The organism is Pseudomonas sp. P4_C8 (genome assembly GCF_056401975.1).
This window is the reverse complement of the sequence record NZ_JBFUIH010000017.1, coordinates 44113-58566: the sequence shown is the minus strand read 5'-3', so window position 1 is coordinate 58566 and position 14454 is coordinate 44113. Positions and strand designations below refer to the sequence as shown.

General features: G+C 61.0%; 15 protein-coding genes and 1 pseudogene. All 16 read right to left on the bottom strand.

Annotation, left to right across the window (positions count from 1 at the left end; all coding sequences use genetic code 11):
• Window positions 1-150 precede the first annotated feature (150 nt).
• A pseudogene (locus tag AC1DWM_RS12905) lies at window positions 151-357 on the bottom strand (CsgE family curli-type amyloid fiber assembly protein); the annotation flags it as partial.
• The gene (locus tag AC1DWM_RS12900) at window positions 354-893 is read right to left on the bottom strand and encodes a type II secretion system GspH family protein (RefSeq protein WP_223512743.1); all 540 of its coding nucleotides are present in this window, start codon (window positions 891-893) and stop codon (window positions 354-356) included. The pseudogene AC1DWM_RS12905 and the gene AC1DWM_RS12900, both read right to left, overlap by 4 nt.
• Entirely contained in the window at window positions 868-1242 is a 375-nt protein-coding gene (locus AC1DWM_RS12895) for a type II secretion system protein (RefSeq protein ID WP_223512738.1), read from the bottom strand. The genes AC1DWM_RS12900 and AC1DWM_RS12895 overlap by 26 nt, the downstream gene beginning before the upstream one ends.
• Before the next feature lie 4 nt (window positions 1243-1246).
• Window positions 1247-1720: a type II secretion system protein gene (locus AC1DWM_RS12890; protein WP_223512735.1), complete on the bottom strand. Its 474-nt coding sequence runs from the start codon at window positions 1718-1720 to the stop codon at window positions 1247-1249.
• 2 nt (window positions 1721-1722) lie between these two features.
• On the bottom strand, window positions 1723-3741 hold the full coding sequence (locus AC1DWM_RS12885; RefSeq protein WP_477795331.1) for a secretin N-terminal domain-containing protein: 2019 nt from the start codon (window positions 3739-3741) through the stop codon (window positions 1723-1725).
• Window positions 3738-4253, bottom strand: a complete 516-nt coding sequence (locus AC1DWM_RS12880) for a hypothetical protein (RefSeq protein WP_477795330.1) — start codon at window positions 4251-4253, stop codon at window positions 3738-3740. Before AC1DWM_RS12880 ends, AC1DWM_RS12885 begins: the two co-directional genes overlap by 4 nt.
• The gene (locus tag AC1DWM_RS12875; protein WP_223512726.1) at window positions 4253-4801 is read right to left on the bottom strand and encodes a GspMb/PilO family protein; all 549 of its coding nucleotides are present in this window, start codon (window positions 4799-4801) and stop codon (window positions 4253-4255) included. Before AC1DWM_RS12875 ends, AC1DWM_RS12880 begins: the two co-directional genes overlap by 1 nt.
• The gene (locus AC1DWM_RS12870) at window positions 4788-5333 is read right to left on the bottom strand and encodes a PilN domain-containing protein (RefSeq protein WP_223512724.1); all 546 of its coding nucleotides are present in this window, start codon (window positions 5331-5333) and stop codon (window positions 4788-4790) included. The genes AC1DWM_RS12875 and AC1DWM_RS12870 overlap by 14 nt, the downstream gene beginning before the upstream one ends.
• Window position 5334: 1 nt before the next feature.
• Window positions 5335-6138: a hypothetical protein gene (locus AC1DWM_RS12865; protein ID WP_223512722.1), complete on the bottom strand. Its 804-nt coding sequence runs from the start codon at window positions 6136-6138 to the stop codon at window positions 5335-5337.
• Window positions 6119-7825 carry a GspE/PulE family protein gene (locus AC1DWM_RS12860; protein ID WP_223512720.1) on the bottom strand — a complete coding sequence of 569 codons (1707 nt, stop codon included), beginning with the start codon at window positions 7823-7825 and terminating at the stop codon, window positions 6119-6121. Before AC1DWM_RS12860 ends, AC1DWM_RS12865 begins: the two co-directional genes overlap by 20 nt.
• Window positions 7826-7910: 85 nt before the next feature.
• Complete coding sequence (locus AC1DWM_RS12855; RefSeq protein ID WP_223512719.1) at window positions 7911-8444, bottom strand: response regulator; 534 nt, start codon at window positions 8442-8444, stop codon at window positions 7911-7913.
• A 219-nt stretch (window positions 8445-8663) separates the two neighbouring features.
• Window positions 8664-9617, bottom strand: a complete 954-nt coding sequence (locus AC1DWM_RS12850) for a peptidylprolyl isomerase (RefSeq protein ID WP_477795329.1) — start codon at window positions 9615-9617, stop codon at window positions 8664-8666.
• A 13-nt stretch (window positions 9618-9630) separates the two neighbouring features.
• Entirely contained in the window at window positions 9631-11181 is a 1551-nt protein-coding gene (locus tag AC1DWM_RS12845; protein WP_477795328.1) for a cytochrome c/ABC transporter substrate-binding protein, read from the bottom strand.
• A 9-nt stretch (window positions 11182-11190) separates the two neighbouring features.
• Entirely contained in the window at window positions 11191-11811 is a 621-nt protein-coding gene (locus AC1DWM_RS12840) for an SCO family protein (protein ID WP_477795327.1), read from the bottom strand.
• Window positions 11808-12464, bottom strand: a complete 657-nt coding sequence (locus AC1DWM_RS12835; RefSeq protein ID WP_223512713.1) for an SCO family protein — start codon at window positions 12462-12464, stop codon at window positions 11808-11810. Before AC1DWM_RS12835 ends, AC1DWM_RS12840 begins: the two co-directional genes overlap by 4 nt.
• A 13-nt stretch (window positions 12465-12477) precedes the next feature.
• Window positions 12478-14430, bottom strand: coding sequence for a YncE family protein (locus AC1DWM_RS12830; protein WP_477795326.1), 1953 nt, complete (start codon window positions 14428-14430; stop codon window positions 12478-12480).
• Between the last annotated feature and the right edge of the window lie 24 nt (window positions 14431-14454).

Below are 14454 nucleotides of genomic sequence, written 5' to 3'. Positions count from 1 at the left end.
ACGCCGCAATCCTTGTGGGAGCGAGCCTGCTCGCGATGACGGTGGCACAGTCAACACTTGCGTTGCCTGACAATCCGCCATCGCGAGCAGGCTCTCCCCCACAGGTTTTGCGCCTTAACTGATCGGCACTAGGCAGTGAGGCCGCCATCTGCGTGACGAAGGTCGTTCACGGAGTCCCTGGTTGAAATCCATCGGGCTGATGGCGCGCAGTCGTTCACTGAACGAGTAGTAAAAGTCGTGGCCAATGTGCGAGATCGTGTCATCGACGATGAAGCCGAGCATTTCGTCCTCTTCAGCGGCGCTGGCGAAGGACGCCACACACGCAAGGATCAGGGCCGCGAGCCAGCGCCTGTTCATGGCGATAGCGCCTGAGGCAGTGTGGACTGGCTTTTCGGCGGGCCCGACGTGCCGTCAAGGAAGGCCTTATCGGCCACGAACTGCCAGTCTTTGTAGCTCGCCATGCCATTGAAGTCCGACCACTGGCTGGGAAAGCCTGTCTGCTTGAGCGGCGTGTCCGTCGAGGGGCTGCTGATGCCAGTGATGCGCCCGTCGAAACCGAGCATCAATGTCCATTCCCCGCCGCCAATCGGGTCCGGATACAGCTGGCGCAGATGATGTTTTGGCGATGGAAAACGCTCGTCCTGAAGCAGGTCTGCCAGCTCTTTCGGGTACTGGGCCAAGCCTGGCGAACTGCGGTAATAGCTGCGCAGTGCCTGAGCGTATTGGGTGCCGACCCACAGCAACTGACGTTCCCGATCGCGGCGCGAAGCGGTGGCCCACAACTCACCGGCACTGGCCAGCCCCATGCCCATCACCACGATCAGAAACAGCACGCCCAGGTAGGTGAACCCCGCCTCGTCGGCAGGCTTACCACTCGGAAAAAAGGCTGCCATCACGCGCCCTCCCTGTGGCCCCACTTTTGATATCGGCCACCCCGCCCGCCACGCCATCCGGTGGCTTGACCAGCACCCAGGTGTCTTTACGCTCGGCAATCGGGTCCATCGGCGCGTTGCGCAGGTAACGCTGCTCGATCAGTTGATCGAGCGAATCGGGGTAACGTCCGGTGTCGCCGTAGTAGTGATCCAGTGCTTCGCGCATGGCCGACAGGCTCTGGCGCAGCGTGGTTTCTTTCGACGTTTCGAGGCTGTTGAAATAGCGTGGCAAGGCGATGGTCATCAACGTCGCGATGATTGCCATGACCACCATCAGTTCTAACAGGGTAAACCCTTTTTCCCGACGCATATGCTCACCACTCCCGGTATGCGATGCCGTTGAGCCCTTTGCCCCGAGCCTTGGAGTAGACGTCAAAGACGTCTTCACCGTCGCGCGGGTTTTGAGCCGTGCTGTCATATGAGCGCAAGCCCCAGCCACCTTCGTCGTCACGCTTGACCGTCGTCAGCGGGTCATGGGGTATGCGGCGCAAAAAGTAGAACTTGGCGCCCTTGGCGCTGCGCACATCGCGCACGCCCTCCACCAGGACTTGAAGATTGGGTGGATAACCGTTGCTGTTCAGCGACTTCTCGATATAACCGGCGTCAAAGGCGCGTTTGTAGTCGTCAATGGCGTCGCGGATCTGGTACAGCGCCGTGCGCAATTCCTGCTCTTTGCCCCGGCGCACGATGGTCTCGGTCAGCGGCGCGGCCATACTGGCCAGCAGGCCGATCAGGGCCAGCGTCACGACGACTTCGATCAAGGTAAAACCACGTTGCGAGGCGTTCATGATCAAGGCTTCTCGATGGTCACTTGGGTGGTGGCAGCCAGCGGCCGGCCGACGGTCACTTGGGTAGTGGCGGCCGTCGGCCGACCGACGCTCACTTGCGTGGAGGCGGCCGCCGGCCGACCGATGCTCACTTGGGTGGAGGCAGCCACCGGCCGACCGCCGCTCACTTGGGTAGTCACGCCAGCCACCGGCCGACCGCCGCTCACTTGGGTGGTCACGCCAGCCACCTGCTGTTCGTTGCTCTGAGGCTCAATCGAAGTTTGCATCCCACGATCCGGCGCCTGGACGTGCATGCTGGTTTCGGTACCGGTCTGGAATTCCATGTCCGAAGGGCTTTGGTATGGCAGGTTGCGCACGATCCGTGGGGTGATCGACAGCACCAGCTCCGATTTGCCGACGGTGTCCTTGTTGCTGCCGAACAACCGGCCAAGGCCTGGAATGTCGCCAAGACCCGGGATCTTGTTACCCGTGCTGCCATGATCGTTACGCACCAGACCGGCCAGGATCTGGGTTTCGCCGTCATGCAGACGCAGCGTGGTCTGGGCGTTGCGGGTATCGACCTGAACCGGAATGGTGCCCTGGCGGGTCGGTTCCAGCGGCGTGGCGTTACTGACTTCCAGAGCGATCTTGATCGCCACTTCATTATTCAAGTGCACGATCGGTTGCACTTCGAGCTTCAGACCGACATCGAGGTAGGTGACGCTTTCGGTGATCACCGGCCCTTGAGTCGACGGCACCGAGGTCGCACTGATGATCGGCACGCGTTGACCAATGTGGATGCGCGCCTGTTCACGGTTGGTAACACGAATCACCGGGCTGGCCAGGGTGTTGATGTCGTTGTCTTGCGCGTTGATCTTGGCTTGCGGCGACGGCGAAATGGTGATCCGGCTGGAGTCGATGCCTTTGAGTTGATCGAGGATCGTCACAGGCGAACCGTCGGTGTTGATCACACCGAAGGTGTTGGGCCATTGCAGGCCGAGGTCGAGAATCCGTTGACGGGCCACTTCCATCACTTCGACTTCCAGCACCACTTCCGGGTTGGACTGATCCTGTGATTGCAGGAGCTTTTCCGCCATGCGGACGGCATCTTCGGAGTCGCGCATGGTCAAGGTGTTGAGGCGCTCGTCCACAAACACGTCGCGGGTCTTGAGCATGGTTTTGATCATGTTCAGCGCGGTGTTTGCATCGATGCTGGTCAGATAGAACGTGCGCATCACCAGCTCTTGGTAATCCTTGAGCTTCTGTGGCGAGTCCGGGTAGATCAGCAGGGTGTTTTCGTTCACCACTTTCTGGTGCAGCTGGTTCTGTTGCAGCAGCAGTTGCACGGCGTCCTCGATGCGCACGTCGCGCACGAAAATCGTGGCTTTCATGTCCGGGCGCAGGTCCTTGTCGAAGATGAAATTCAACCCGGCCACCTGGGACAGCACTTCGAAGATGGTTTTCAGGTTGGCGTCGCGAAATTCCAGGGTTACCGGACGGTCCAGCCGGGTGCGCAGTTGTGGATACGGGACTACGTTGCGACTCTGCACCAGGCGAATGCTGGCCTGCAGTTCCAGAGCGCCGTCATTCTGCGGGTCGAGTTCGAGGATCTGTTTGACCTGACGGTCGGCACCGTAGATGTCGCCACGACGCAAGTCGCCACGGGCCAGTTCGAGTTTTTCATCCATGCTGCGCAAGTAGTCGAGTTGGCGCAGCGCGTCCTGAGCGCGGCGGTTGTTCGGTTCGATGTTCAGCACTCGGCCGTAAGCCAGGCGCGCAGAGGGGAAATCGCGTTGTGCACGATCCATGTCGCCTTGGGTCAGTAACGATGTCACTGCCAGAGCCCGTCCGCTGGTGAGGGCTATGTGCAGCGAGGTATCGCGAGGGTTTTCGCGCAACCCTTCTTCGATACGCGCCAGGCCGGCTTCGTACTGCCCCGACTCGATCAGCTCGGTGCCTTCCTGGTTCGCGATCTGCGCCGAACTGCACGCGGCCAGCGCTGCAACGATGCAGACGCTCAGCAGTAAACGGGATCGGTTCATTGTTCGCTCCCCAAAGACAAAGTCTGGGACAAATGCAGAGGCAAGTAGACAAAGCTCAGTTCCACATCGGAAATCCGCTCGATCCGCCAGATGTCGTCGATCACATCCCCTTTGCGTACGACGTATATTTTTTCACCGCTCTGCAAAAACACTTGCAGATCGGAATGGTCATCAAGCTTGCCAATGAACTGGAAAGGCATCGGCGGTACGCTGGGGGCTTGGACTACCGGGGTTTGGTTGACGGGTTGTTCGGTGACACTGGCCAGGGTCGGTGCCGGCTTCCAGCTGCTGGCGCCGAACAGGTCGCCGGACGGGCTCAGGTCCTTGATCACCGCCGGTTTGCCATTGGCAGATACCGCCGGCAACGCGCCGCCGGTTTTTCCTTTGGCCGGGGTGGTCACGGCGCCAGTACCCTCACCCTCCTCCGCTTGCTGGAAGTATTGAGGCCCCCAAGCCAGCCCCCCGGCCACGCCGAAGAACGCCACCCAACTCATTACGCGCTTGGTATTCATCATGACCTCGACAGGTAAAGGGTCATGCGGATCCGCCCGGTCAGCTCGGTGTCGGCGATTTTTTTACGCTGAAACTCCATGTCTTCCACCACCACCGCCGGCAACTGGCCAAGCAAGGCGTGCAGGAAGCGCCGCAGTTGCGGATAGCTGCCGCGCACCGGCAGCAGAATCTGGTAACGGGCCAGGTGCGTCTTGGGGTCGATGCCTAGCGAATACTCACCACGGGACAGGGTGATGCGTTCCTGGGCGGCCAATGCGTAGATCTTGTCGATGGCCACGGTGGCCTGAGGTTGCGCCGGCAATTTGCTGCGGAAGTCATCGAGCTGACGTTGCGGCACTACCGGGGCAGCGACGCTGCCGTCTTCAACCTTGGCCAGGTACTCGCCGGCTTCACGGGTCTGCTGGCTTAGCTGTTGCAGCGCTTGCCAATCCGGCATCAAGCCGCCCAGGCCATACATCAAGGCTACCAGCAGCAGCGCCATGCCGGCCAGGCCGGGAATCCCCAGACCTTGCAGGTATTCGTGGATGATCAATTTAGGGACTCGCATCGCCGATCTCCCAACTGGCCGACAGGCTGAATTGCACCGGGTGTTCCGGCACGTTGGCGACGATTTCGTGGCTGAGCAACGACACGTCGGACAGCTCGTCGCTGGCTTCCAGGCGTTGGTGAAATTCAAGCATGGCTTCCAGATCCCGCGCCTCGGCGCTGATGCGCACCTGACCTTTGCGAGCGTCCGGGGTCAGCGTCAGCAAGGCGACGTTTTCCCGCGGCATGGCTTCGAGCATGGCGAACAAGCGTTCCCAAGGCCGACGCAGTTGCTGGGAGACTTTGCGCATTTCGGCCAGGTTCTGCGCCTGCTCGCGGATTTCGGCAGGGGTCAAGGTGACTTTGCTGCCGGTGTCGCCGGTGAGCGCACGCTGGGCGTGCTGCAAATGCCCTTGCAGTTGCGAGGCCTGTTCGTCGAGGTGCTGCTGGGCGAAGAAACACACCAGCGCCAGTACCACGCCACCGCCGAGCAAGCTCCAGCCCAATGGGCCGGAACGGCGGCGCGGCTGGAAGTCGAGCATCAGCGGGCGCATGTCAGGCCACCGCCCGAGACATGACGTACAAACTGTCGCGTACGGATGTCTGGTCTTCTTCAAGGGTGCGCAACTGCACACCGGGCACGTCAGGGTGTGAGTCGATGCGCGCCGGGGCATGCAGGTAGAGATTGAACGGCCGTTCGCTGGTGGAAGCCTGCAGTTGGCTTTCACGGCCGATCAGTGCGGTCAGTGCGGCATCGCTGTCACTGCTACCCACTGAACGCACCGCCACCCAACGCCCTTCCCGCGCCAGCAGCAACACACTGCGCACCGGCTCGGCAACCACAAACAGAAAGTCGCCACCGGCAAAGCTCTTATCGAAGTGGTTGAACGCGGCCATCAGGTACGGCTGCACCGAACGCAAGCGCAGGTCGCGACCGCTGACCAGGCTGCGCAGACGCGTCAGCAAGTCTTGCGGCAGCGCAGTGGCGATCCGGTCGTAACCCGCAGGCTCGGCCGACAGCACGATGCTCCAGGGTTGAGCCGGGACACCGTAAAGGTCTTCGAAGCACAGTTGGGCGAACCCGAGCAATTCGTCGGGGGTACTGATCTCTTCACTCCAGGGCACCAGGCAAAAACGGCTGAAGTGCCCGGAAATAACCACACTCAATTCCGCACCGGCCTGAGCGTGTTCGCCCAGCAAACGGTCGAGGGTTTCGAGGGCGACTGCCCAGGCATGGAAGCCTTCATCGATAAAGCCGACGCTACCCAACCACAGGGTTTCGCTGCCCTTGCGCTGGCCCAGGCCGACACCACTGGCGCCGAGCACGGCGATATACCGATCACGAGACAAAAGTGACACGATTGATCTCCTCGAGCGTGGTCCGACCCTGCTGCACCAGCTCCAGTGCCGACTCGCGCAGCAGGCGCAGGCCACGTTTGCACGCATGGGCCTTGATTTTCGAAATGGGTTGGCGCTCTACAATCATTTGCCGCAGCTCATCGTCCAGGTGCAGCAGCTCGGCGATTGCACTGCGCCCGCGATACCCGGTGCCCCGGCAGTGGCCGCAGCCCTTGCCATGCACAAAGTGGTAGTGCCCGACTTCTTTTGGATCGAGACCCGACGCCTGCAACTCGTCGTCGGTGGGCGTGACCGGCGCACTGCAACTGGCGCAGACCAGACGGATCAAGCGCTGCGCCAGCACCGCGTTAAGGGCCGACACCAGGCTGTAAGGGTCGATTTCCATTTGGGTGAAACGACCGATCACGTCGAACACGTTGTTGGCGTGGATGGTGGTAAACACCAAGTGCCCGGTGAGTGCCGATTGCACGGCAATTTGCGCGGTGTCCGGGTCGCGGATTTCACCAACCATGATCTTGTCCGGGTCATGGCGCAGGATCGAGCGCAAACCACGGGCAAAAGTCAGGCCTTTCTTTTCATTGACCGGGATTTGCAGCACGCCCGGCAGTTGATACTCCACGGGGTCTTCGATGGTGATGATCTTGTCCACGCCATGGTTGATCTCGGTGATCATCGCGTACAGCGTGGTGGTTTTGCCGCTACCGGTCGGCCCGGTCACCAGCACCATGCCATAAGGTTCGGCTGCCAGGCGCCGCAACTGGCGCAGGGTTTCCTCTTCGAAGCCCAGCGCCTGCAATTGCACGCCGTTGACCTTGTCAGCCAGGTCTTGTTTGTCGAGGACCCGCAGCACTGCGTCTTCACCGAAAATGCTCGGCATGATCGACACCCGGAAGTCGATTTGCCGGCCGCTGATACCGATCTTGAAGCGACCGTCCTGGGGCACGCGTTTTTCGCCGATGTCCAGTTCGGCCATGACCTTGACCCGGGAAATGACCTGCTCGGCGAATTCGCTGCCCTGGATTTTACTGATGTTGTTCAGCACGCCATCGATCCGGTACTTGATCACCAGGCCACTGCCGGTAGTGCCCAGGTGGATATCACTGGCGTGCATTTTCAAGGCGTCGTAGAGGGTCGAGTTGACCAGTTTGACGACGACGCTGGCGTCTTCGCTGATGCTGGTCAGGGACAGGCTTTGCAGGTTATCGATTTCGACGCCGGTATCGGATTGGGCATTGAGCGACTCCACCGCGTGGAAGCTCTCTTCGTGACGCGCCAGGTAGGCTTTGAGGTCGTCGGCATGCACCAGGTACAGCGGAGCACCGTGCAGGCAGTCGTCGATCCAGGCCAGGCGCGCTGTATCAAAGGGGTCGGCAAACACGCCAATGACCGAATCCTCGTGACGCAGCAGGATGAATTCGCGCTTGAGGCATTGGGCCAGGGTGACCCGGTCGAATACCGGGATGGCCTTGAACAGGCTGTCGGTGTCGAGCACCGGATAGTGCAGGGTTGTGCCGAGGCACTGGATGAAGGGCATCGGGGCCAGTTCGCTCAACACCCCAAGGGCTTCCAGTACCCGTTCGCCGGAACTGGTGGCGCGAGCCCGGGCCTGGGCTAATTGCTCACTGGAAAAACGAGACGGTACGCATTCCAACAACGCCGGTTCGACGGCAAGGGATAGACGGTCCATGAAATGCTCTCCAACACCCGGGGCTTTAAGCCCAGTCGGCGCGGCGAGTCATTGCGGCGGGTGCCGGAACGGCTTGTCGCGCCAATTACTCCCCGGTGAGCAGTTGTTCGTCGTCTGGCGCCATGGAGGCCGAAGTTTTTTTTCGGCGATCCGCAAGCACCCAACTACCGTCGTACAACTGCAGCGGGAAACTCTCGTTCCTGCTCTGGCGTCGCTCGACGAATCCTTCGGAGGTGCTTACGCCCGTTCTGGGTTCGCGCTTCATCCCTAAAAGGTCACAGACTGCACGGGCCAATTCCGCCAAAGGAAATGGTTTGAACAGGATATGGCTGACTCCCAGTTGCCGGGCCCGCTCACATACTTCAGCGGTTGGGTGCCCGGTAATCAACACATAGTGGCACTTCCTGTTCTGGCGGACGGCATCGAGCACCTCAAAGCCTTCCATATCGGGCAAGCGGTAATCGAACACCATCACGTCGGGTGCAAATCTTTCGACTTCGCCGATAGCCTTCGCACCGTCGTTCGCTACCAGGACTTCCAGCCCTTGCGCCGCCAGATAATCCTGGAGGTTTTGTGCAAGCAGCTGTTCGTCTTCAACAACCAATATTTTGTTCAACAAGGTCGACTCCTTGTAACCACAGGTCCGATATTCGTGCCTGGGAGTACGTGCCCTAATTAGGCTAACGCACACTTCATGCCAGACTGAGAGCCGGTTTTCGACCGGAACATCTCTTTGATTCTCATGATAAAACTTTTTCGCTCACGAATTCCGTCCCCCAAAAACGGGGAAGCGTCAGGATTTGCAATGATGCTTTCCCCACTATTGGGGGGACAAGCGTTAATCATCATCAATCCGTTCGATTCGATTGCTTGATCGAAGCTGCGCCAAGACTTGCAGGCGAGCCTGAGCCTGTTCCTGCCGGGCAAGGTACGCCCGTACCATTTCAAGCCCCTGCGTTTCTGTGACATCGGCCGCATCCCAGTGGTTCTTTAGGTAAATCAAATGCCAACCCAGTGGCGTGCGCACCGGCTCACTGACGTCACCCGGCGCCAGAGCAAAAGCCGCTGCTTCGAACTCCGGCATCATGCGCCCACGAGGGAAAGTGCCCAAGTCCCCACCTTCGCTGGCAGTCGCGTCTTCGGAGCCGACCTGGGCAACGCTGGCAAAGTCTTCGCCCTGGCTAATTTTCACGCGCATCTCTATCAAGCGTAGCCGTGCCGCTTCCACTGTGGCGGCATCGGCACCCTGGGGCACCTTGATCAGAATGTGCCGGGCCTGGATTTCTTCCGGCCGGCTTATGTCGGCGCGGTGTTCCTCGTAAAACGCCCTGACCTGTTTTTCATCCGGCTTGTCCACCTGAATCAGGTCGGCAAAGACCTGCTGGGCCGCCAACTCACGGCGGGTGTATTCGGTAAAACCGGCTTCATCGAAACCGGCGTCTTCGAGCCGGCGGGCAAACACCTCAGGCCCACCGATCGCTTGCCGGGTCTGGGCGACCTGGTTTTGCACGTCGGCGTCGCTGATCACCACGCCGCGCTTGACCGCTTCCTGCCACAACAACTCCTTGTCGATCAACGCATCCAGCGCCTTCTGACGCAGTTGCTTGTACGCCTTGGGGTTACGAATGTTGCCCACAGCCCGGCCCTGATCTTCGAGGAATTCGGCGAAATAGCGCTCCAGGCGGAATTCGGAAATCTCTTCTCCATTGACCCGCGCAGCAGCCGGCCCGTTGCTGCAGAACGCCACCGAAGCCCACAGTGTCAGCAGTATCAGCACAGTGTTGAGTTTCATGATCGGCCTCCGTTCAAGGCATGACTCTAATGGGTTTGTAGGGGGCAACCAGGAAGAAGCGCTGGCCGGGCAGGTCCACCGTGACGACATGCGCTCCACTCAAGCCCTGGCGTCGACCCGGGCCAAAGCTGATCAGCGGGGTCAGCCCGGTATCGAAATCGTGCAGGCCTTCCAGGGCACTGATGAGCTTCTCGCGGCTGGCGTCGCGCCCGGCCTGCTTCATGCCTTCACTCAACAGTTGCATCGAACTGTAGGCGCCGACTTGCAGCACTGAGTGCTGACCGCCTAGTCCCTGTTTTTCGCGCAATTGCGTCAGCGCCAGGCGTCCGGCCAGCGTCCAGTCACTGGGCACGAACGGGTAGGCCAAAAACAACCGACGGGAAAATCCACTGGGCACATTCAATACCTCACCGGCCACCTGATTCGACGCGGCGAACAGATAAGGCACCTGCCCCGCCGTTTGCAAACGTTCGGCCAGACGACAGAAGCCGCTGCCGCTGCCCAGGTAAAACACCGACCGCGAGCCCAGCGGCAGTTCGTCTTGGGCCTCGTCCCAGGCTTGCAGGCGCACCTGTTTCCAGGCGTTATCTTGCAAGTACTGACCGAGGTTTTGCGCCGCCAACCGTTGGCTCGGTTCGTCCGGGTAGGTAATCAGCGTCGGCCCCTGGAGCACACGCAAACTGGCCGCAGCGTAGTTGGCCAGGGCGATCAGCTGTTCGCGCAGCCCCGGCAACGGTTCAAAGATTTGCCGACTGGCCTGCGCCGAGCCCTGCAACGAAAGCGGCCCGATCAGCGGAATTCTCACCTGTTCCAGACGCGCCGCCAGGTCCGCGTCCAGCGCCGGTGCCAGCGGTGCAATCAGGGCGAACACTTGCTCCTGCTCGATCAATTGGTCCAGCGACCACTCGGCGCTCGCGCGGTCCAGGCCAGGATCGAGAATGGTCAGGCGCAATTGCCGACCATGGATGCCACCCGCCGCATTAATCCGGGCCACGCTGCCCTTGAGCACTGCCGCTACGGTGACGCCCTCGTCTGCCAAGGGTCCCTGACTGGGCAACAACGTACCCAAGTGCAAACTGTCGGCGGTCAAACCGGGGTCGCGGTCTTCGGCCACACGCTTGAGGTAGGCCGTGAGGTTGCGTTGATCTTTCATCGACAGCACGAACCGCGGCATCGCCGGGTCGAGTCGGTTGTTGGCTGAGTCGCGACCTTGCGCAATGGCGCGAGCCAGCGTGCCCTCGGTGTAAGACGGATAGTCGCGGCCGTTGATTTGCTCCTGGCCATAGCGGCTGGAGAGGCGCGACCAACTGATGTCCGGGGGACGTACCCCGCCTTCCGGCCGCCCCTGACCGTCAGCGCCATGACAGTTGGCGCACGGCAAGCTGCTGGCCGGCAGCAGCATATCGGCGGCACCGACCCGTGCCATGACCGGTTCACCACTCTCGGACACGCCTTCGCGGTACAGGCGTTTGCCCGCACTTTCGCTGGGGGTCAACGCTAATGCATGGGCGGCGAAAGGAATGCCGCCAAGCAGTAGAAGGCCGAGGACGAGGGAGGTTTTCATGGCGCGCACTCAGCGACCGGCCACGGGCATGGTCAGCAACTGCAAGCGCTGAGCAATGGCGGCGGCCGGGGCATCGGAGCGGATTTTGCTCCAGCGCTTGTTCGCCACATCACCGACGATCAACTGCGTTGAATGCTGTTCGGGGGTCGGCACAATCTGGCCGATACGCCCCAGGACAAGGTCCATTTGCGCCTTGTCGCCGGTAAGAAAAAGCCAGTGGGGCCCATCGACGCCCTGCTTCAAGGTATAGGCCTTGAGTACCGCCGGTGTATCACGCAGCGGATCACTGGTAAGGGAGATAAAGGTGATGCCATCCGCCTTGTCGCCCAGCAACTCACGCACTTCCTTGAGCTTGCGGGTGATCAGCGGGCAGGCATCGTTGCAACTGGTGAAAATCACGTTCAGCAGCACCACGCGGTTTTGCAGCACGTCACTGTAGAAACGCAAGGTCTCGCCGTTCTGATCCTGCAACGGCGTGTCGGTGAACCAGGTTTGTGCATCGTGCGTGCCGGTCGCCGGTTGCGCGGCAGCCACCGCTGGCGCGGCGTCTTCGTGCCCTTCGTGGGCAAATGCCGTCAAGCTGAACAGGCCAAAGCACATCGACATGAGGGTCAAGGCGAGCGCTCTCATGGCTGTTGCTCCATGGCAATGGCGGTGTGTTTGACGTGGGTATTGCGCTGGCCGCTAAGTTTCTCGACCTCACGAGTCAGCACCGCCGGGTCGGTGAACCCGTAGTAGCGTGTCCAGTGACGGCTGTTGCCGTCGCCGACGAGGATCAATGGCTGATGGTTCTTGAAGTCACCACTGAACGAGCCCAGGCCTTTGAGGGTTTCATTGATCGACTCCGAACTGCCGGTCAGCCAACTCCAGCCCGGGCCATTCTGGAAGTTGCGGGCGTAGTCGTTCAGGCGTTTGGCGTCGTCGCGCTGCGGGTCGACGCTGATCGACACCAGTTGCACCTCGCCGCCGACCCGCGCACCCAGTTGTTTTTGCACCTTGCCCATGATCGAGGACACCACCGGGCACACCGTGGTGCAACTGGTGTAGATGAAGCTCATGACCACGATTTTGTTGCTGATCAGGTCCTTTTCCAGGCGCACCGGTTTACCGTCCTGGTCCACCAGTGCCACATCGGCGAATTTGACCTGGGCACTTTCGGAACTGGCGCTTTGGGCCGGCATGTCGTGCCCGGCATGCTCATCCGCCGAGTGCGCCAGGGCTAGACCGATACCGGCAGTCAACAGGCAGAACGTCAGCAATCCACGATGTGCGAAACGGTTCATGTCAGTGTCCTCTTCAGTTCATATTGCCGGGCAGAACCCGCACGCTGGCAAAAGTCTTGTCGTCAAAATTCGCACCCAGCGACACCGCACGGACGTGCAAGTACCACGCACCGTTCTGGTCCAGGGTCACTGGAGCCTCATAGATGCCGTTGCCCACGTCGAGGGCGGCGACTTCCTGAACCCGTGAAGTCGGGGCGAGGAAGTAGCGCACCTGTACATCCTTGACCCCGCTGCGCCGGGCCTTCTGCTGGCCCTCGACGATGCGAAAGCGCACCACGTAAGGGCTGCCGATGGCGGTCGTGGCCTTGTCGAGCATGAACTCCACTTTGGGCACGCCAGCGTGCTGGACGAGTTGTTTGTCGGGCTCAACCAATGCCGTGAAGCAATGGATGATGTTCGGTTGGTTGAGCAGAAACGCCACGTCGAAACGCCCGGCCGAGGGCAGCTTGATCCGCGCGCTGTACAGCCCCGGTTCGACCTCGCGCAGGCTACGGTCGATAACCATCGCCGCCCGTGCCACTTGCCCGCGATTGGGGTAGCCGGACATCGGCGCATTCATGCCTTCGGCGTAGAAATAGGTGGTGTTGTCGACCGGATTGACCACAAACACCGCGTTGTCGTCCCGCGACACCGCCAGGCTCGACGCCAGCGGCAGATCACCGGCCAGCCGTGGCGGCTGCGGCCCGGCTTCGAAACCCTGGCTGATCGGCGTGCGACCCTGGCCCAGCGACGACAGGTTGATCATCGTGACTTTGGCCGACGCCAGTCCGCGTACATAGGCATACGCTTTGGTGAACACCACTTGATACGGCTCGGCCGACACGTCTACTTCATGGATCAGCGAGTCGGTGGCGGCGTCGATTACCGAGGCCTGGTTCTCCAGCGTGTTGAGCACAATGCCGAATCGACCGTCATCGCTGAACCCTATCGGCCCAAGGCCCTGCTTTACCTTGATCACCCGGCGCACCGCCAGGCTGGCGCTGTCGACCACGGTCACGGTGCCGTCCTGGCCATCAGCGACATACACCGCCTGGGACAGTGGCGAGTACGCCACCGATAGCGGGTGCGAGCCGCTCTTAAGTTGTTTGCTCACGGTCAGGCTGGCGATGTCGATGATGCTCAATGTGCCGTCGTCGCGGTTGGTGACGAAGGCAAAGCGGCTGTCCTTGCTAAAGGCGATTTCGTGATGCCCGGCCCCGGTGGCCAGGTGTTTGAGGGTCTTGAGGCTGTGGGTGTCGATCACCGTGACGCCGGACTCGTCGGCTTTCGACGCATTGTTGCCGACCCACAGCAGACGCTCATCCGGTTGCAGGGCCACACGCACCGGGTTGCTGCCGGCAGTCACCGACTCCAGCAACTTGAATTGCTCGCTGTCGATCACCGCCACTTCCCCGGCCGTCGGCATCGACACAAACACCCGTTTGTTGTCCTTCGGGGTCACCCAATCCATCGGCGGCTGTTTGAGGTTGATCCGTGCCATGGTGCTGGTGATGCCCCCCACAGATACCGACGGGTCGACCACCGAAACGCTAGCATCGCGATTCATCACCAGCAGAAAATAGCTGTTGAGGTCCAGTAACGGCCGCGCGCCAATGCTGGATTTGAGGAACACCCCGACCCGCGACTTGCAGCTTTGCTCGCGGCCCTGGGCCTGGTCGGCGGCGACGGTTTCGGGGTCGAGCCAGGCGCCGGGATTGACGCCCGACAACGGCTGGCCCGAGGCACTGTCGTTGACCCGGAACTGCACGTCGGCGAACTCACCTTCGCGCAGCACGCCGCCCCCGGCTAACGGCTTGACCTCGAGCGCCACCGAAATACCGTCACGGGAGAGACTCTGGCTGCTCCAGGTGTCCGGCAGGGCGACCTTGCTCGGCATGTCGGGCGGCGCGGTGCGCCAGACGCCGAGGCTGATCAGCACGGCCCCGACAACCAGCGCACAACTGGCGATTTTGATAGTCCTGTTCATCCCTCTTTCCCCTTCAGATCTGTG

What these genes read in the sequence shown, in the direction of transcription:
- AC1DWM_RS12900 (WP_223512743.1), bottom strand. Translation starts at nt 893, where the DNA reads ATGGCAGCCTTTTTTCCGAGTGGTAAGCCTGCCGACGAGGCGGGGTTC.
- AC1DWM_RS12895 (WP_223512738.1), bottom strand. Translation starts at nt 1,242, where the DNA reads ATGCGTCGGGAAAAAGGGTTTACCCTGTTAGAACTGATGGTGGTCATG.
- AC1DWM_RS12890 (WP_223512735.1), bottom strand. Translation starts at nt 1,720, where the DNA reads ATGAACGCCTCGCAACGTGGTTTTACCTTGATCGAAGTCGTCGTGACG.
- AC1DWM_RS12885 (WP_477795331.1), bottom strand. Translation starts at nt 3,741, where the DNA reads ATGAACCGATCCCGTTTACTGCTGAGCGTCTGCATCGTTGCAGCGCTG.
- AC1DWM_RS12880 (WP_477795330.1), bottom strand. Translation starts at nt 4,253, where the DNA reads ATGAATACCAAGCGCGTAATGAGTTGGGTGGCGTTCTTCGGCGTGGCC.
- AC1DWM_RS12875 (WP_223512726.1), bottom strand. Translation starts at nt 4,801, where the DNA reads ATGCGAGTCCCTAAATTGATCATCCACGAATACCTGCAAGGTCTGGGG.
- AC1DWM_RS12870 (WP_223512724.1), bottom strand. Translation starts at nt 5,333, where the DNA reads ATGCGCCCGCTGATGCTCGACTTCCAGCCGCGCCGCCGTTCCGGCCCA.
- AC1DWM_RS12860 (WP_223512720.1), bottom strand. Translation starts at nt 7,825, where the DNA reads ATGGACCGTCTATCCCTTGCCGTCGAACCGGCGTTGTTGGAATGCGTA.
- AC1DWM_RS12850 (WP_477795329.1), bottom strand. Translation starts at nt 9,617, where the DNA reads ATGAAACTCAACACTGTGCTGATACTGCTGACACTGTGGGCTTCGGTG.
- AC1DWM_RS12845 (WP_477795328.1), bottom strand. Translation starts at nt 11,181, where the DNA reads ATGAAAACCTCCCTCGTCCTCGGCCTTCTACTGCTTGGCGGCATTCCT.
- AC1DWM_RS12840 (WP_477795327.1), bottom strand. Translation starts at nt 11,811, where the DNA reads ATGAGAGCGCTCGCCTTGACCCTCATGTCGATGTGCTTTGGCCTGTTC.
- AC1DWM_RS12835 (WP_223512713.1), bottom strand. Translation starts at nt 12,464, where the DNA reads ATGAACCGTTTCGCACATCGTGGATTGCTGACGTTCTGCCTGTTGACT.
- AC1DWM_RS12830 (WP_477795326.1), bottom strand. Translation starts at nt 14,430, where the DNA reads ATGAACAGGACTATCAAAATCGCCAGTTGTGCGCTGGTTGTCGGGGCC.